This is a genomic window from Actinomadura sp. ATCC 39365 (assembly GCF_054392275.1).
On sequence record NZ_CP184335.1, the window covers coordinates 8,630,262 to 8,644,271 of the forward strand.

At 72.5% G+C, this 14,010-nt stretch carries 9 protein-coding genes and 1 pseudogene; 2 read left to right on the forward strand and 8 right to left on the reverse strand.

The window, feature by feature from the left end:
• The first annotated feature begins 56 nt into the window (after nucleotides 1–56).
• On the forward strand, nucleotides 57–5,651 hold the full coding sequence (locus ACNF49_RS41715; protein WP_482941213.1) for a TIR domain-containing protein: 5,595 nt from the start codon (nucleotides 57–59) through the stop codon (nucleotides 5,649–5,651).
• A gap of 11 nt (nucleotides 5,652–5,662) precedes the next feature.
• Here the strand turns inward: ACNF49_RS41715 and coaE are convergent, their stop codons facing one another.
• From coaE to ACNF49_RS41730, 3 genes are read right to left on the reverse strand one after another with little or no spacing between them, the layout of a single operon-like run.
• Entirely contained in the window at nucleotides 5,663–6,265 is a 603-nt protein-coding gene (gene coaE, locus ACNF49_RS41720; RefSeq protein WP_482941214.1) for a dephospho-CoA kinase, read from the reverse strand.
• A gap of 48 nt (nucleotides 6,266–6,313) precedes the next feature.
• Nucleotides 6,314–6,472, reverse strand: a complete 159-nt coding sequence (locus ACNF49_RS41725; RefSeq protein ID WP_357968237.1) for a hypothetical protein — start codon at nucleotides 6,470–6,472, stop codon at nucleotides 6,314–6,316.
• Nucleotides 6,473–6,496: 24 nt separating this feature from the next.
• Complete coding sequence (locus ACNF49_RS41730) at nucleotides 6,497–7,069, reverse strand: dihydrofolate reductase family protein (RefSeq protein ID WP_482941215.1); 573 nt, start codon at nucleotides 7,067–7,069, stop codon at nucleotides 6,497–6,499.
• Nucleotides 7,070–7,141: 72 nt separating this feature from the next.
• On the opposite strand from ACNF49_RS41730, the pseudogene ACNF49_RS41735 reads away from it, so the two are divergent.
• Nucleotides 7,142–7,713, forward strand: a pseudogene (locus ACNF49_RS41735) (TetR/AcrR family transcriptional regulator).
• A gap of 44 nt (nucleotides 7,714–7,757) precedes the next feature.
• Here the strand turns inward: ACNF49_RS41735 and ACNF49_RS41740 are convergent.
• From ACNF49_RS41740 to rpsA, 5 genes are all read right to left on the reverse strand, one after another.
• Nucleotides 7,758–8,369 carry an FG-GAP repeat domain-containing protein gene (locus ACNF49_RS41740; protein WP_482941216.1) on the reverse strand — a complete coding sequence of 204 codons (612 nt, stop codon included), beginning with the start codon at nucleotides 8,367–8,369 and terminating at the stop codon, nucleotides 7,758–7,760.
• The gene (locus ACNF49_RS41745; RefSeq protein WP_482941217.1) at nucleotides 8,327–9,199 is read right to left on the reverse strand and encodes an FG-GAP repeat domain-containing protein; all 873 of its coding nucleotides are present in this window, start codon (nucleotides 9,197–9,199) and stop codon (nucleotides 8,327–8,329) included. The genes ACNF49_RS41740 and ACNF49_RS41745 overlap by 43 nt, the downstream gene beginning before the upstream one ends.
• A gap of 90 nt (nucleotides 9,200–9,289) precedes the next feature.
• Nucleotides 9,290–9,742 (reverse strand): GNAT family N-acetyltransferase, encoded by a 453-nt coding sequence (locus tag ACNF49_RS41750; RefSeq protein ID WP_482945654.1) that lies wholly within the window; start codon nucleotides 9,740–9,742, stop codon nucleotides 9,290–9,292.
• Between the two features lie 85 nt (nucleotides 9,743–9,827).
• Complete coding sequence (locus ACNF49_RS41755; protein WP_482941218.1) at nucleotides 9,828–11,705, reverse strand: alpha/beta hydrolase; 1,878 nt, start codon at nucleotides 11,703–11,705, stop codon at nucleotides 9,828–9,830.
• 816 nt (nucleotides 11,706–12,521) lie between these two features.
• Nucleotides 12,522–14,003 carry a 30S ribosomal protein S1 gene (rpsA, locus tag ACNF49_RS41760; protein ID WP_352358288.1) on the reverse strand — a complete coding sequence of 494 codons (1,482 nt, stop codon included), beginning with the start codon at nucleotides 14,001–14,003 and terminating at the stop codon, nucleotides 12,522–12,524.
• Nucleotides 14,004–14,010 lie beyond the last annotated feature (7 nt).

Here is a 14,010-nt window from a genome sequence, read left to right on the forward strand (position 1 = left end):
CGACGATGATCGCACACTGACTCCAAATCACCGATTCCTCGGTGGATACTGAGCAGATGGCACGTGACGGCAGGCCGACCGAGATCTTCGTCAGCTACTCCCCGGCCGACACCGCCTGGGCGACCTGGATCGCCTGGGAGCTGGAGGCGGCCGGCTACCGGACCATGATCCAAGCCTGGGACTTCGTGCCCGGCACCAACTTCATCGACTTCATGGACCGCGGGGTCAGTGAGGCGCAGCTCGTCGTGGCCGTGCTCTCGCGCAACTACCTCACCTCGCGCTACGGGCGCATGGAGTGGCAGGCGGCCATGCGCGCCGACCCCGACAACCCCTCCAACAAGCTCGTCACGATCCGGCTGGAGGACGTGCAGCTGGAGGGCCTGCTGTCCACGATCACCTGGGTCGACCTGCTCGGCGTCACCGACTCCGGGCAGGCCAGGGCGCTGCTGCTGGGCCGGGTCGGCGAGGCGCTGGCCGGGCGGGCCAAGCCGGAGGCCGCCCCCGCCTTCCCCACCGGCCGGGCCGTCCCGCCCCCGGCCCCTCCGACGCTGCCCCCGACGGCCGACCTGGCCAGGGCCCGCCGCACCCCGGTGACGGCCCCCAAGTTCCCGCCCTCGGGCGGCGACGACCGCGGGCGCGAGTCGGTCAACGTCCTGCACATCGGCGGGCCGAGGTTCGGGCGGGCGCTGCCCGATCCCGGCGAGCCGTTCACGCCGGAGGACATGCAGGCCCGCATCTGGGCCGACCTGACCGCCATGTACGACCGGGGCATGCCGCGTCCCGACCTGATGGTGGTGAGCGGCGACCTGACCGAGTCCGGCAGCCTGGGGCAGTTCGCGCAGGCCACGCAGTTCGTCACCGACCTGCGGCTGCTGATCGGGCTGGAGCCCCACCGGCTGGTGCTGCTGCCCGGCCCGCGCGACGTCACCAAGGCCGCGGCCAGCGCGTACTTCATGACCTGCGAGGCCGACGACGTGAGCCCGCAGCCCCCCTACTGGCCCAAGTGGCGGCATTTCGCCGGGCTGTTCCGCGAGGTGTACCAGGGGCTGGACGACCGGGTGTTCGACGGCGGCCAGCCCTGGACGTTGTTCGAGGTGCCCGACCTGAGGGTGGTCGTGGCCGGGCTAAACTCCACGATGGCGATGAGCCATCTGGAGCGCGACGCGTACGCGCTGCTGGGCGAGGCCCAGGCCGCGTGGTTCGCCGAGCGGCTGCGTCCCTACGAGGAGAGCGCCTGGCTGCGGCTGGGCGCGATCGGCCATCCGCCCGCCGCGTTGCGGGACGCCCCCACCTTCGACCGGCTGCTCACCCACCGGCTCAACCTGCTCTTCCACGGGTCCGGCGCGGGCGTCCCGGCCGCAGAGCCGCGGCCGGGCTTCGCCGCGGTCGTGGCCCCGCGCTCCGGCCGCCACCAGGTGGTCGAGATCTCCCCCGACGGCATGCGCACCTGGACGCCCGACACCGGCAAGCCCGCACGCGCCCGGCACGGCTGGCGGGCGGTGCGGGCCACGTTCACCGGTGAGACCCCCGGCACCCCGCCGCCCGCCGCCCAGCCCGAGGAGCGCGAGCCGAGCCCCGTCGAGCTGCTGCTCGACCGCATCACCGAGGTCTGCGAGGCCCGGCACGAGCGGGCCAAGATCCGCCGCTTCCCCGACCACCTGGTGGTCACCCACCCCGAGGACGGGTTCGTCCGGCAGCTCATGATCGGCGCGCACGTCGGCGAGCTGACCGAGGCCGCCGCGACCGGGTTCGCCCGCCGCGCCCATGCCGCCGACCTGGCCGCCGAGCTGGTCTACCAGGGCCCGCCGGCCTCCCGCGCGCTCCGCGACGACCTCATGCGCAAGGGCGTGCGGACGCGCAGCTTCGTGGAGTTCCAGGGCCTGCTCGACCTGTCGGGGTACGTCGCCGAGCAGACCGCCAGGCTCACCGGCGACCGCCGCTACCCGCCCGGCCTCTACGTCCCCCAGCGCTACCGCGAGCTCGACCGGCCGGGCAGCCAGATCAGGCAGGGGCTCACCGACGAGCTGATGCGGCTGCTGGCCACCGACCACGGCCGTTTCCTGCTGATGCTCGGCGACTTCGGCCACGGCAAGACGTTCGCGCTGCGCGAGCTGGCCAGGCGCATCCCGGCCGAGCTGCCGCACCTGACGCCGATCTTCATCGAGCTGCGCGCCCTCGACAAGGCCCACTCGGTCGACGCCCTGGTCGCCGCGCACCTGGCCGGGCACGGCGAGGAGTTCATCGACCTCAAGGCGTTCCGCTACCTGCTCCGGCAGGGGCGCATCGTGCTGCTGTTCGACGGGTTCGACGAGCTGGTCACCCGGCTGACCTACGACCGGGCGGCCGACCACCTGGCCACCCTGCTCGCCGCGGCCGAGGACAAGGCCAAGATCGTGGTGGCCAGCCGTACGCAGCACTTCAAGTCGCACAGCCAGGTGCTGACCTCGCTCGGCGAGATGGTGGGCGTGCTGCCGCAGCGGCGGGTGCTCAGCGTGGAGGACTTCACGCACGACCAGATCCGCTCCTACCTGGCCAACCGCTTCGACGACGGCGACGAGGCCGGCGCCCGCATGTCGCTCATGGGCGAGATCAAGGACCTGCTCGCGCTGGCCCAGAACCCGCGCATGCTCAGCTTCATCGCCGACCTCGACGCCGACCGCCTGCGCACGGTCGCCGGCGCCCAGCACACCCTCAGCCCGGCCCTGCTGTACGAGGAGATCCTCAGCACCTGGCTGGCCTTCGAGGAGCGGCGGGCCCGCGTCCCCGGCTCGCCCGGCGCGTTGTCGATCGGCGAGCTGTGGCGGGTGGTGACCGCGCTGGCGCTGCGCCTGTGGGACAGCGGCGAGACGCTGCTCGGCGTCGACGAGCTGACCGAGATCGGCGAGACGCTGAGCGACCTGGCCTCGGGCCAGCTCTCGCCCGCGCACGCCGCGCACGCGATGGGCTCGGGCAGCCTGCTCGTGCGCACCGAGGAGGGCATGTTCGGGTTCATCCACGCCTCGGTGATGGAATGGCTCATCGCCCGCCACATCGCCGCGAACCTCGACAATCCCCTCCCGCTGACCCGCAGGCCGCTGTCGGCGCTGACCGTCGAGTTCCTGTGCGACCTGGCCGACGTACGGGCGTTGCGCGCCTGGGTGGCCGACCCGCCCGCCGACGACGTGGCCAGGGCGAACGCGGTCAAGATCGCGGCCAGGCTGCGTACCCCGGCCAAGGCCGACCTGCGCGGCGCGAACCTCAAGGGCGAAGACCTGTCGGCGCGCGACCTGCAGGAGGTCGACCTGACCGGCGCCGACCTGTCGGAGGCCACCCTGGCCGGCACGAACCTGTCCAGGGCCGTGCTGCGTGACGCCAGCCTGGCCGGCGCCCGGCTCGACGGCGCCAGGCTGACCGGCGCCGACCTGACCGGGGCCGACCTGTCGGGCGCGCGGCTGGCGCAGGTCGACCTGAGCGACGTCACGGTCGAGGGCGCCCGCTGGCACCGGGCGTCCCTGATCAACGTCACCGGCACGCTGCCGCACCTGCCGGGCGCGGCGGTGGTGCCGGGCCAGCCGGTGGAGGTGGAGTTCGCGCCCGCCGGCATCGGCGTCCCGTACGGCTACCACTTCCAGACCTCCCGCCTGCCCGAGCCCATCGCCTACAGCCCCGACGGCTCGACCATCGCCATCGGCAACGAGGACGGCGGCGTGCTGCTGTGCGCCAGCGGCTCCCCGGTACGCACCCTCCAGGGCCACCGCGGCCGCGTCTACGCCGTCACCTTCGCCGGCGACCTGCTGGCCACCGGCGCGAGCGACGGCACGGTCCTGCTCTGGGACACCCTCACCGGCCGGCGCCTGCACACCCTGACCGGCCATCCCGACGGCGTGTGGCCGCTACGCCTCAGCGCCTCGGGCGAGCTGGTGGCGGCCGGCGGCGGCGACGGCGTGGTCCGGGTGTGGGAGACCGCGACCGGCCGGCTGCTCCACGAGCTCCCGGGCCACCGCGCGCCGGTCTACACCGCCTCCTTCGGCCGCTCGCAGCTCGTGACCGGCGACTCGGCGGGCGTCGTCCGGGTCTGGGACCTGACCGCCGGGGAGACGGCCGTGACCCTCGACGGCCACCGCGGCAGCGTCTTCCGGGCCGTGCACAGCCCCGACGGCACCCTGCTGGTCACCGGCGACGAGGCGGGCACGATCCGGCTCTGGGACACCGCCACCTGGTCGCCCCGGCACGAGCTGACCGGGCACGCCGGCAGCGTCTACTGCCTGACGTTCTCCCCCGACGGCTCGATGCTGGCCAGCGGCGACACCGCCGGCAGCGTCCGCCTGTGGCAGGCGTCCGGCGAGCCGCTCGGCGTGCACACCACCCACACGGCGGCCGTCTACCAGGTCACCTTCAGCCCCGACGGCCGTACGGTGGCCAGCGGCGACTCCGGCGGCACGGTCCGGCTGCAGCCCGTGGGCGGCGGCAAGCGCGTCGAGCTGACCGGCCACCGCAGCTCGGTCTGGCCGTTCGCGTTCCGTCCCGACGGCCAGCAGTTGGCCACCAGCAGCAACGACGGCACCGTCCGCCTGTGGGACCCGCTCTCCGGGCAGTGCCAGCGGGTGCTGCGCGGCCACGGCCGGCGCATCTCGTCGGTGCGCTTCAGCGCCGACGGCTCGATGCTGGCCACCAGCGGCAACGACGGCGTCGTCCGGGTGTGGGAGCCGCACACCGGGCGGCGGCTGCGGGAGTTCACCGGCACCGCCGACCGGCTGATCTCCGCGCTGTTCTCGCCCGCCGGCCCGGTGCTGGCCACCTCCAGCAACGACGGCGGCGTGCACTTCTGGAACGCCACCACCGGCGACTACGAGCGCGAGCTGCACGCCGAGACCGACCACGTGTGGGCCGAGGCGTTCAGCCCCGACGGCAACATGCTGGCCACGGCCAACGACGACGACAGCGTCAAGATCTGGTACCGGCCGACCGGCCGGATGGCCGTCGACCTGGTCGACCACCGGGGGCGGGTGCGCTCGATCGCCTTCAGCCCCCTCGGCGACTACGTGGCCACCGGCTGCGACGACAAGCTCGTCCGCCTGTGGCACGTCGCCTCCGGCGGCCGGGTGGCGACGCTGGAGGGCCACACCGACCGGGTGTACTCCGTGGCCTTCTCCCCCGACGGCCGCTACCTGGCCAGCGCCGGCAACGACGGCCGCGCGATGGTGTGGGAGCTGCGTCCCGGCCAACCCTGGCAGCCGCGCCTGGCGCACACGCTCACCCAGCACGACGGCCGGCTGTGGAGCCTGGCCTTCGACGCCACGGGCCGCCACCTGGCCACCGGCGGCGACGACATGACCGTACGGGTGTGGGAGACCGCGACCGGGCGGCTGCTGCACACCCTCACCGGGCACGCGCGCCGGGTGTGGTCGGTGGCCTACAGCCCCACGTCCGACCTGCTGGCCAGCGCGGGCGACGACGGCGTGGTGATCCTCTGGGAGGGCGGCGAGCGGCGGGCGACGCTGCTGGGGCTGCCCGAGGGGTGGGCCTCGCTGACGCCGGACGGGCGCTACAAGGTGCACGGCGAGCCGGGCGGTCAGTTCTGGCACGTCATCGGGATGTCGCGGTTCGAGCTGGGGGAGCTGGATCCGTACCTGCCGGGGGTGCGTCAGGTGCCGCTCGACTCGCCCTTCTGACCGATGGGTGACTAGCCGCGGGCGGCGCGGCGTACGAGCTCGTGCCAGACCTCGTCGACCCGGGTCTCCAGGTCGGCGAGCGAGCCCTCGTTGGGGATCACCAGGTCGGCGGCGGCCAGGCGGTCCTCCCGGCTCGCCTGGGCGGCGATGCGGGCCTTGGCGTCGGCCTCCGGCATGCCGCGATGGTCGGCGAGGCGCCGGATCCGCACCTCGTCGGCCGCGTCGACCACGATCACCAGGTCGTACATGGGCGCCAGTTTGTTCTCCACGAGCAGCGGCACGTCGTAGACCACGATCGCGTCGTCGGCCGCCTGCCCCTGCAACTCGGCCACCCGCTCCCCCACCAGCGGATGCACGATCGCGTTGAGCGCGGCCAGCCGGTCGGGGTCGGCGAAGACCACCGAGCCCAGCCGCTCCCGGTTCAGCGAGCCGTCGGGGCGCAGCACCCCTTCCCCGAACGCGGCCACCACCCGGGACAGCCCCACCGTGCCGGGCTCGACCACCTCACGCGCGATCTTGTCGGCGTCGATGACGACGGCGCCCCTGGCCGACAGCCGCTTGGACACCTCGCTCTTGCCGGAGCCGATGCCGCCGGTGAGCCCAATCTTCAGCACCGGAAAAGACTACCCATCCCGGCGTACCCGGTCATCCCGCCGGCTCGCTCAGTATCCACCGCGGCGCGGGGCGGCGGTCGGACGGCGGGAGAGGTTGGCCCGGCCCGTGGGCTTGAGGTCGCGCGCCGGCTGGTCGTGCCGGTGCGGAGAGCGGGCCTGCTGACCGGACTTGGCCTGGGTGATCGTGGCGGGGAGTTTGATATGCATACTTTTCCTCCTTGGGGGTGTGTGTCAGGCCCGGGTGAGCCAGGTGACCTGGGCGCCGTTGTCGAAGGACTCGCGCCTGGTGGGGGTGAACAGGGTGGGGCTGAACCGGCCCGAGAACATGGAGATGCCCGCCCCCGCCACCACGGGGTAGCGCTTGAGGATGATCTCGTCGATCTCCGGCAGCAGGGAGCCGGCGAGCTTGCCGCCGCCGCAGAGGTAGATGTCCATGCCGGTGTCCTCGGCCTTCAGCCGCCGGACGAGCTCGATCGGGTCGCCCGTCTCGACGTGCACCGTGGGGTCGTCGATCGTCAGCGTGCTGGAGACGACGTACTGGCGCAGGTGGGAGTAGGGGCTGGTGGTGGGCACTTCCAGGGCCGGCTCGAAGGTGCCGCGGCCCATCACCAGGGTGTCGAACACCTTGTTGGGCACGCCCTCAAGGCCGACAAGCTTGCGGACGTGGGTGGGCAGCGTCTCGGGATATCGGGTGTTGATCCAGTCGGCCATCTGGGCGGACACGGGGTAGAAGTCGAACTCGGCGCCGGGCCCGGCGATGTAGCCGTCGAGGGAGACGCCGATGTAGTAGACGAGCTTGCGCATACGGAGCAACTCCTGCTGTAGTACTATGTCTGAAGTGGTTTGAACATAGTACTACGAGTGGAGTGGTGTCAAGTGCGGAAGAACCCCGAGCGGAGGCAGGCGCTGATCGACGCGGCCATCGAGGTGCTGGCCAGGGAAGGAGCGCGCGGGCTGACGTTCCGGGCCGTCGACGCCGAGGCGGCCGTGCCCCCGGCACGGCCTCCAACTACTTCGCCAACCGCGACGACCTGTTCACCCAGGTCGGCGGACGCATCTATGAACGATTGCTGCCCGACGAGGCCACGCTCGCCCGCGGCCAGGAAGGCGTGCAGGACGAGACCCGCTACGCCGAGCTCATGCACGAGCTGGTGGACCGGATCACCGCCTTCAACTCCGGCTACCTGGCCCTGCTCGAGCTCCGCCTGGAGTCCACCCGGCGTCCTGAGCTGCGCGCCGTGCTCACCAAGCGCATCCGCGAGGACATCGACGCCAACATCGGCTACCACGCGAAGTCGGGCCTGCCCGGCGACTCGACCTCGGTGGTCCTCCTCTACCTCGCCCTGAACTGGCTCATCGTCGAGCGGCTGACCCTGCCCGACATCTTCACCGAGCAGGAGGTGCGCCAGTTCGTGGACGCCGCCGTGCGGAGATCGCTGAACGCCTGACCACGAGACGTGCCCGGACCGGCCGCGCCCGGACCGGGCACGGGCTACCGGGCCAGGAGCTTGCCGAACGCGGTGTCGGGCGAGGCGAGGCCGAACTGGTCCGCGTGGAAGACCTGGGTGCCCGTGGCCGAGACGCCGCCGGACGAGCCGCGCGGGACGACGAGCATGCCCGCGCCGCCGTTCTTGGCCGGGGCGCCCACGACGACCTCGGCCTTGCCGTCACCGGTGACGTCCAGCACCTTGACCGTCTGCCCGAAGCGGTCGCCCGCCTGCGACTGCTCACCGATCGGGTCGGTGGCGCTCCCGTCGGGGGCCGTCATGGCGTCCTGGGTGATGAGACGGGCCGCGGCGAGCACCGGGCCACGAGGTGCGCTCTTCGACCCCGGGATCACCACGATCCCGCCCGCTCCCGCCTGCCCCGACGCCGTGGCGTTGGGCGCGCCCAGGACGATCTCGGCCGCGCCGTCGCCGTCGACGTCACCCACGGCGACGTCGCCGCCGATCTCGGCGCCGACGTCGAACCAGCCGATGTCGTGCTTGGAGAAGCCCGGGTAGGCGGACAGGCCGGAGGCCGTGCCGTACCAGATCTGGATGCCCCGCATGCTGGGGTTGGTCATGACGAGGTCGACGTGGCCGTCGCCGTCCACGTCGCCCATGGCCAGCCGGGAGTCCTTCCTGGGGCAGCCGAGGACGTCCCGGTTGTCGGCGTTGCACAGGGCGCCCCAGGCCCACGGGGTGTTCTCGCGGGTCGCGACCTGGGGGTGAGGTCGTCCAGGAGGTAGAGGTAAGGGGACTCGTTCGGAGACCTGCTCGAGATCAGGGCGACCTGCTGCCGGCCGGTGCCGTGGACGTCGCCGGTGGCCATCGAGTAGATGCGGTCCTGGGCGTTCTCGCCGCTGTTGAGGTAGTGCCGGGCCCACGCGCCGCCGTTCAGGCTGGTGCTGATGTTGGCGGCGAACAGGCCAGGGTAGGGCAGTTCGAACTGGCCGCCGACGATGTCGGCGCCGGGCTGCCCGTCGAACTGTCCGATGGTCAGGTTCCGCGTGAACCAGTTGGGGCCGCCCGCGTCCGTGCTGACTGTCCGGACGCCGCCGGGTTCCCAGGTGTCGATCTGCATGGCCGGGTAGCCGCCGAGGAAGAGCAGTTCCGCGTCGTTGTCGCCGTCCAGGTCACCGGCGGCCACCTGAAGGCCCCAGTTGCTGCAGGGGCTCTTGGACGGTGTCAGGCAGCCGGGCGCCGGGCGGCGTACCAAGTGGCCGGAGATGCCGTTCGGGCCGCCGTACAGGACGGTGACGGCTCCCGTGACGCCCTGGAGGCCCGGCGCCCTGCTAGTGCCCAGCGCCAGGTCCTGGTAGCCGTCACCGTTGAAGTCGCTGGTGCCGGTCCCGTTCGCCGCGGCCTGGGCGGTGGGGGCGGTGACGAGCGCGGTCAGGGCGAGCACGACCGCGGGCCACAAGAGTTTTTTCATCCGCATGCGCAGCAGCATCGGGAGTGCTTCTTGTGGATCAGTTGGATCTGGGTGCAGGGCGGACGGCGTCGTCGCACGCGAACGGCCGTGCGCGCCCCGGCGAAGCGCTCAGTCCGGACTGCGACGCAGGTGGATCAGGGTGAGATGGTCGTCCATCCGCTCCCGCCGCGTCTCCCGGTAGCCGAGCCGCCGGTACAGCCGCAGGTTCCCCTCCGACAGATGCCCCGTGAACAGGTCGAACGCCCCCGCCTCCGGCACCTGCTCGTGCAGCGCCGCGAGCAGGGCCGTACCGAGCCCCTGCCCCTGCCGGTCGGGCGCGACCACGAGCCGCCCGACCAGGCAAGTGGTGCCGGCCACCTGCCCGCGCACCGCGCCGACGATCCGGCCGGCGTCCACGGCCTTGAGCACGACGCCCGTCTCGACGGCCTTGCGCACCTGCTCCAGCGACTCCACGAGCGGCGGGATGTAGGGGTCGCCGTAGAGCTGGGCCTCGCTCACGTACGCCGCCCGTTGCAGGGTGAGGATCTCTCCCGCGTCCGCCGCCACCGCCCGTTCGACCATCACGCCAGCACCCTACCGGCTGCCTCTCCGTCGCCACCGCCGACTTTCACGCCCTCCTGACCCGGACGTCCTTTCGCGCTTCCGGCTAGGGAGCGTTGCCCGCCGTGAGCTCGCCCGGGCAGAACGTGCCCGGCTTCGGCAGCACGCCGTTGACCAGGTAGTCGTGCACCTTCGTACGCAGGCAGGCCGCGCGCAGCCTGCTCACGCCCTGCGCCAGGTACGCGCCCTGCCCGTCCCCGTGCCACAGCACCCTCGCCCCGGGGATCTGCCTGGCCAGCCGCGCCGCCCCGGAGGACGGCGTCTCGTTGTCCAGCCGTCCCACGCCCACCAGCACCGGCGGCACCCTGAGCCCGGCCGCCAGCGGGTGCGGCGCCCAGCCCGGCGAGCGCGCCGCCCCCAGGCACCTGGCGACCTCCGCCCGCCCGCTCAGCCACCCCACCCGGGGGGCCGCCTTCCGCAGTCGTGCCTCCATCTGGAGGAACCGGCGATAACCGGGCACCGCCAGCCCGAAGTCATGACACCACCTGACCCCCTCCGCACTCCCCGGCCCCGTCTCCCCCACTCCCCCCACCGCGCGGGGAACCGTCGTCCCAGGCCGGGGCACCGCTCCGACCGCCCCCGAAGCCACCCGCGCCCCGGACGCGACGCCTCCCCCCGCCACACCGGGGGTCCCTCCCGTCGGGCCGGGAGGGGTGGCCTGTGGGGGCTCGGCGGGGAGCAGGGCGGCCAGGCCCGTGGCGTCGCCCGTTCTGGCTCTGGAGAGGGCGTGCGCGAGCGCCGGCCACCGTGCCGGCGTGAGGCCCGCCCAGACGGCGGCGGCGATCTCGTGCCCGCTGACCGTACGCTCGCCGCCGCCGAGCCCCAGAGGCGCGCGCCTGACCAGGCCGTCGAACACCCGGACGGCGTCCGCGTGGCCGAGCGGGCAGCCGGGACGGTTCCGGCACCAGTCGCGGAAGTACCCGAGCTGCCGCTCCTGGGCGCGGGCGTGGGCGAGCAGCCGCCGTTCGAGCCCGGTCTCGGTGTGGTCGGGCAGCCCCTCCAGGTACATCCGCCCGGCCCGGCCGGGGAACAGCTCCAGGTACGCCTGCCCGTACACGCTCCCGTAGCCGTTGCCGAGGTAGCGCAGCCGCGACTCCCCCAGCGCGGCGCGTACGGCATCGAGGTCGTGGGCGACCTGCCAGGACGTCAGCCCGGCGTAGGCGGGCCCGAGCGCGGCACGGCAGGACCTGTCGTAGGCGGCGTTGTCCCGGGCGAACATGCGCCAGGCCGTCCGCCCCTCGGCCACCTGGAGCCGCGCCGGGACCGGCCGGGACCGGGGGCACGCCCCCGCGTGCCCCCCGTCCCCGGCCCCGCGCGCCTCGACCAGCACGACGTCGAACCACCTGGCCAGTTCGCCCACGGTGTCCGGCCGCGCCGCGACCTCTCGTACGACCGATGCGGACCCCGTGTTGACCACCAGCGCGCCGAGCCGCCGCAGCGGGTCCTGGGCGGGCAGCATGGCGAGCTGGACGGCCACGCGGGCCTCGCGCGGCCTGGCCCAGTCAGCGGGGACGGGCAACGTGGCGCACCGCAGCCCCCCGCCGCACTCGGTCCAGGAGAGCGTCTCCCGCCCAGGCGCCGGCCGCACGCGCCCGGCAACGCCCCGCTCCACCCTCGCCGCATCCAGCTCGGGCGCCCCAAGCTCCGGCCCTGCCGACCCGGCCGCCCCAAGCTCCGGCGCTGCCGACCCGGCCGCCTCCAGCGCCGAGCCTGCCGATCCGGTCGCTCCCAGCTCCGCGCCTGCCGGTCCGACTGCGTCCTGTTCCGGGTTCTGAGGCCAGGCGGCCTTCGGTTGCGGCTCCGCGAGCTCGGTCACGTCGCGTTCCGGCCAGGGGGTCGGCGACGCCGCCAGCCGCATCGCCTGCCCGACTCCCCCGCCTGCCGCCAGGACCAGGACGGTGACGGCCGCCACCACCGGGATCACGCGCCGAACCATTAGCACCGCATCGCCCCCGAACGCTCGTACCTCCAGCCGCATGCCAGTTTCCCAGCGGCCGTCTTCGCAGGTAGAGAAGTCGTAAAAGGTCGGTGGGTAAAATCTTGGGCCCGCTCGGCGATTCTCCGTGCCGCCGAAGCCCGCACCCGTCACCGGTCAGAGAAAGCTGTCCCCAGGCCCACCATGCGACTCAGGCTCCCCACCACAGATCACGCCTGCGGAACGCGACGCCCCGCCCGCTCGTCAGCCACCGTGCGACGCCCCTGCCCACTGCTCGATCGCCAGGCCCATAGGACCCTCGTCGGTACTCCCTGCTGCTTTATGGCCAGCCCCCGCTCCTGCTGAGTCCGGCGGGGAGGGCAGCCCCCTGCGCTCGCGGCGAGCCGGTGTGAGCAGCGCCTCCACGGGGCGACCGTACCCGTCGTGGCCCGGGCGGGACATGAGCTCGGCCCACGTCCGGGCCGGGCGGGCGATGCTCCACGGCCGCTCCCCTGACGGCCCGGGAAACGGTGAGAAGGCGACCCTCTCAGCGGTGCCGCGAAACCGATGGCCGGGACCCGTCGAACCAGCACGCCCGCGCAGGCGGCCAACCGGCACGCCCCCAGCCCCCTCCGCCCGGCCGCGGCCCCGGCTCACCGGGTGCGGCGCGGCCGCTCTGTCGAGGGCGGGCTCACGGAATGTCGATGCGAAAGGGCATCACAAAAGAACCCCCGGGCGGCAAGGCTCTCCCGCGGTGCCCGTCCCAGAAAAAGGCATGAAAAAGCCCCGCACGGAAACCCGTGCGGGGCCTTTCAAGGCTGAGCCTTAGCTCTGGCCGCCCGCGAGCTTCTCGCGGAGGGCTGCGAGCGCCTCGTCAGAGGCGAGCGCGCCGCTGGCCGGAGCCGACGACGAGCTGCCCGACGGAGGAGCGGTCTCGCCGCTGTAGGACGAGGGAGCGGCCTCGCCGGCCTCCGCCTCGGCCTTGCGGGCCTCCTCGATCTGCTTGCGGTGAGCCTCGAAGCGCGTCTGGGCCTCGGCGTACTGCCGCTCCCACTCCTCACGCTGCTTGTCGAAGCCCTCGAGCCACTCCCCGGTCTCCGGGTCGAAGCCCTCGGGGTAGATGTAGTTGCCCTGGTCGTCGTACGTGGCCGCCATGCCGTAGAGGGTCGGGTCGAACTCGACCTCGGTGCCGACACCCTCGTTGGCCTGCTTCAGCGAGAGGCTGATGCGACGACGGTCGAGGTCGATGTCGATGATCTTCACGAAGATCTCGTCGCCGACCTGGACGACCTGCTCCGGGATCTCCACGTGGCGCTCGGCCAGCTCGGAGATGTGGACCAGGCCCTCGATGCCCTCCTCGACCCGGACGAACGCACCGAACGGCACCAGCTTGGTGACGCGGCCCGGCACGACCTGGCCGATCTGGTGGGTACGGGCGAACTGCTGCCACGGGTCTTCCTGCGTGGCCTTGAGCGACAGGGAGACGCGCTCGCGCTCCATGTCGACGTCGAGGACCTCGACCGTGACCTCCTGGCCCACCTCGACGACCTCGGAAGGGTGGTCGATGTGCTTCCAGGACAGCTCGGACACGTGGACCAGACCGTCGACCCCGCCAAGATCGACGAAGGCGCCGAAGTTGACGATCGAGGAGACGACGCCCTTGCGGACCTGGCCCTTCTGCAGGGTGTTGAGGAACGTCTGGCGAACCTCGGACTGCGTCTGCTCCAGCCAGGCGCGGCGGGAGAGAACCACGTTGTTGCGGTTCTTGTCGAGTTCGATGATCTTCGCCTCGAGCTCGCGGCCGACGTACGGCTGCAGGTCGCGGACCCGTCGCATCTCGACCAGGGAGGCGGGGAGGAAGCCGCGCAGGCCGATGTCGAGGATGAGACCACCCTTGACGACCTCGATGACGGTACCGGTGACGATGCCGTCCTCGTCCTTGATCTTCTCGATCGTGCCCCAGGCGCGCTCGTACTGCGCACGCTTCTTGGACAGGATCAGGCGGCCCTCTTTGTCCTCCTTCTGGAGAACCAGGGCCTCGACGTGCTCCCCGACCTCCACGACGTCAGCAGGGTCGACATCGTGCTTGATCGAAAGCTCGCGCGAGGGGATGACACCCTCGGTCTTGTAGCCGATATCGAGAAGGACCTCGTCTCGATCGACCTTGACGACGGTGCCCTCGACGATGTCGCCGTCGTTGAAGTATTTGATGGTCTCGTCGATCGCTGCGAGGAAGGCTTCCTCGGACCCGATGTCGTTGACCGCTACCTGCGGGGTGCTCGAGGTGGCCTCAGTGCTGGACGTCATGTGTGGA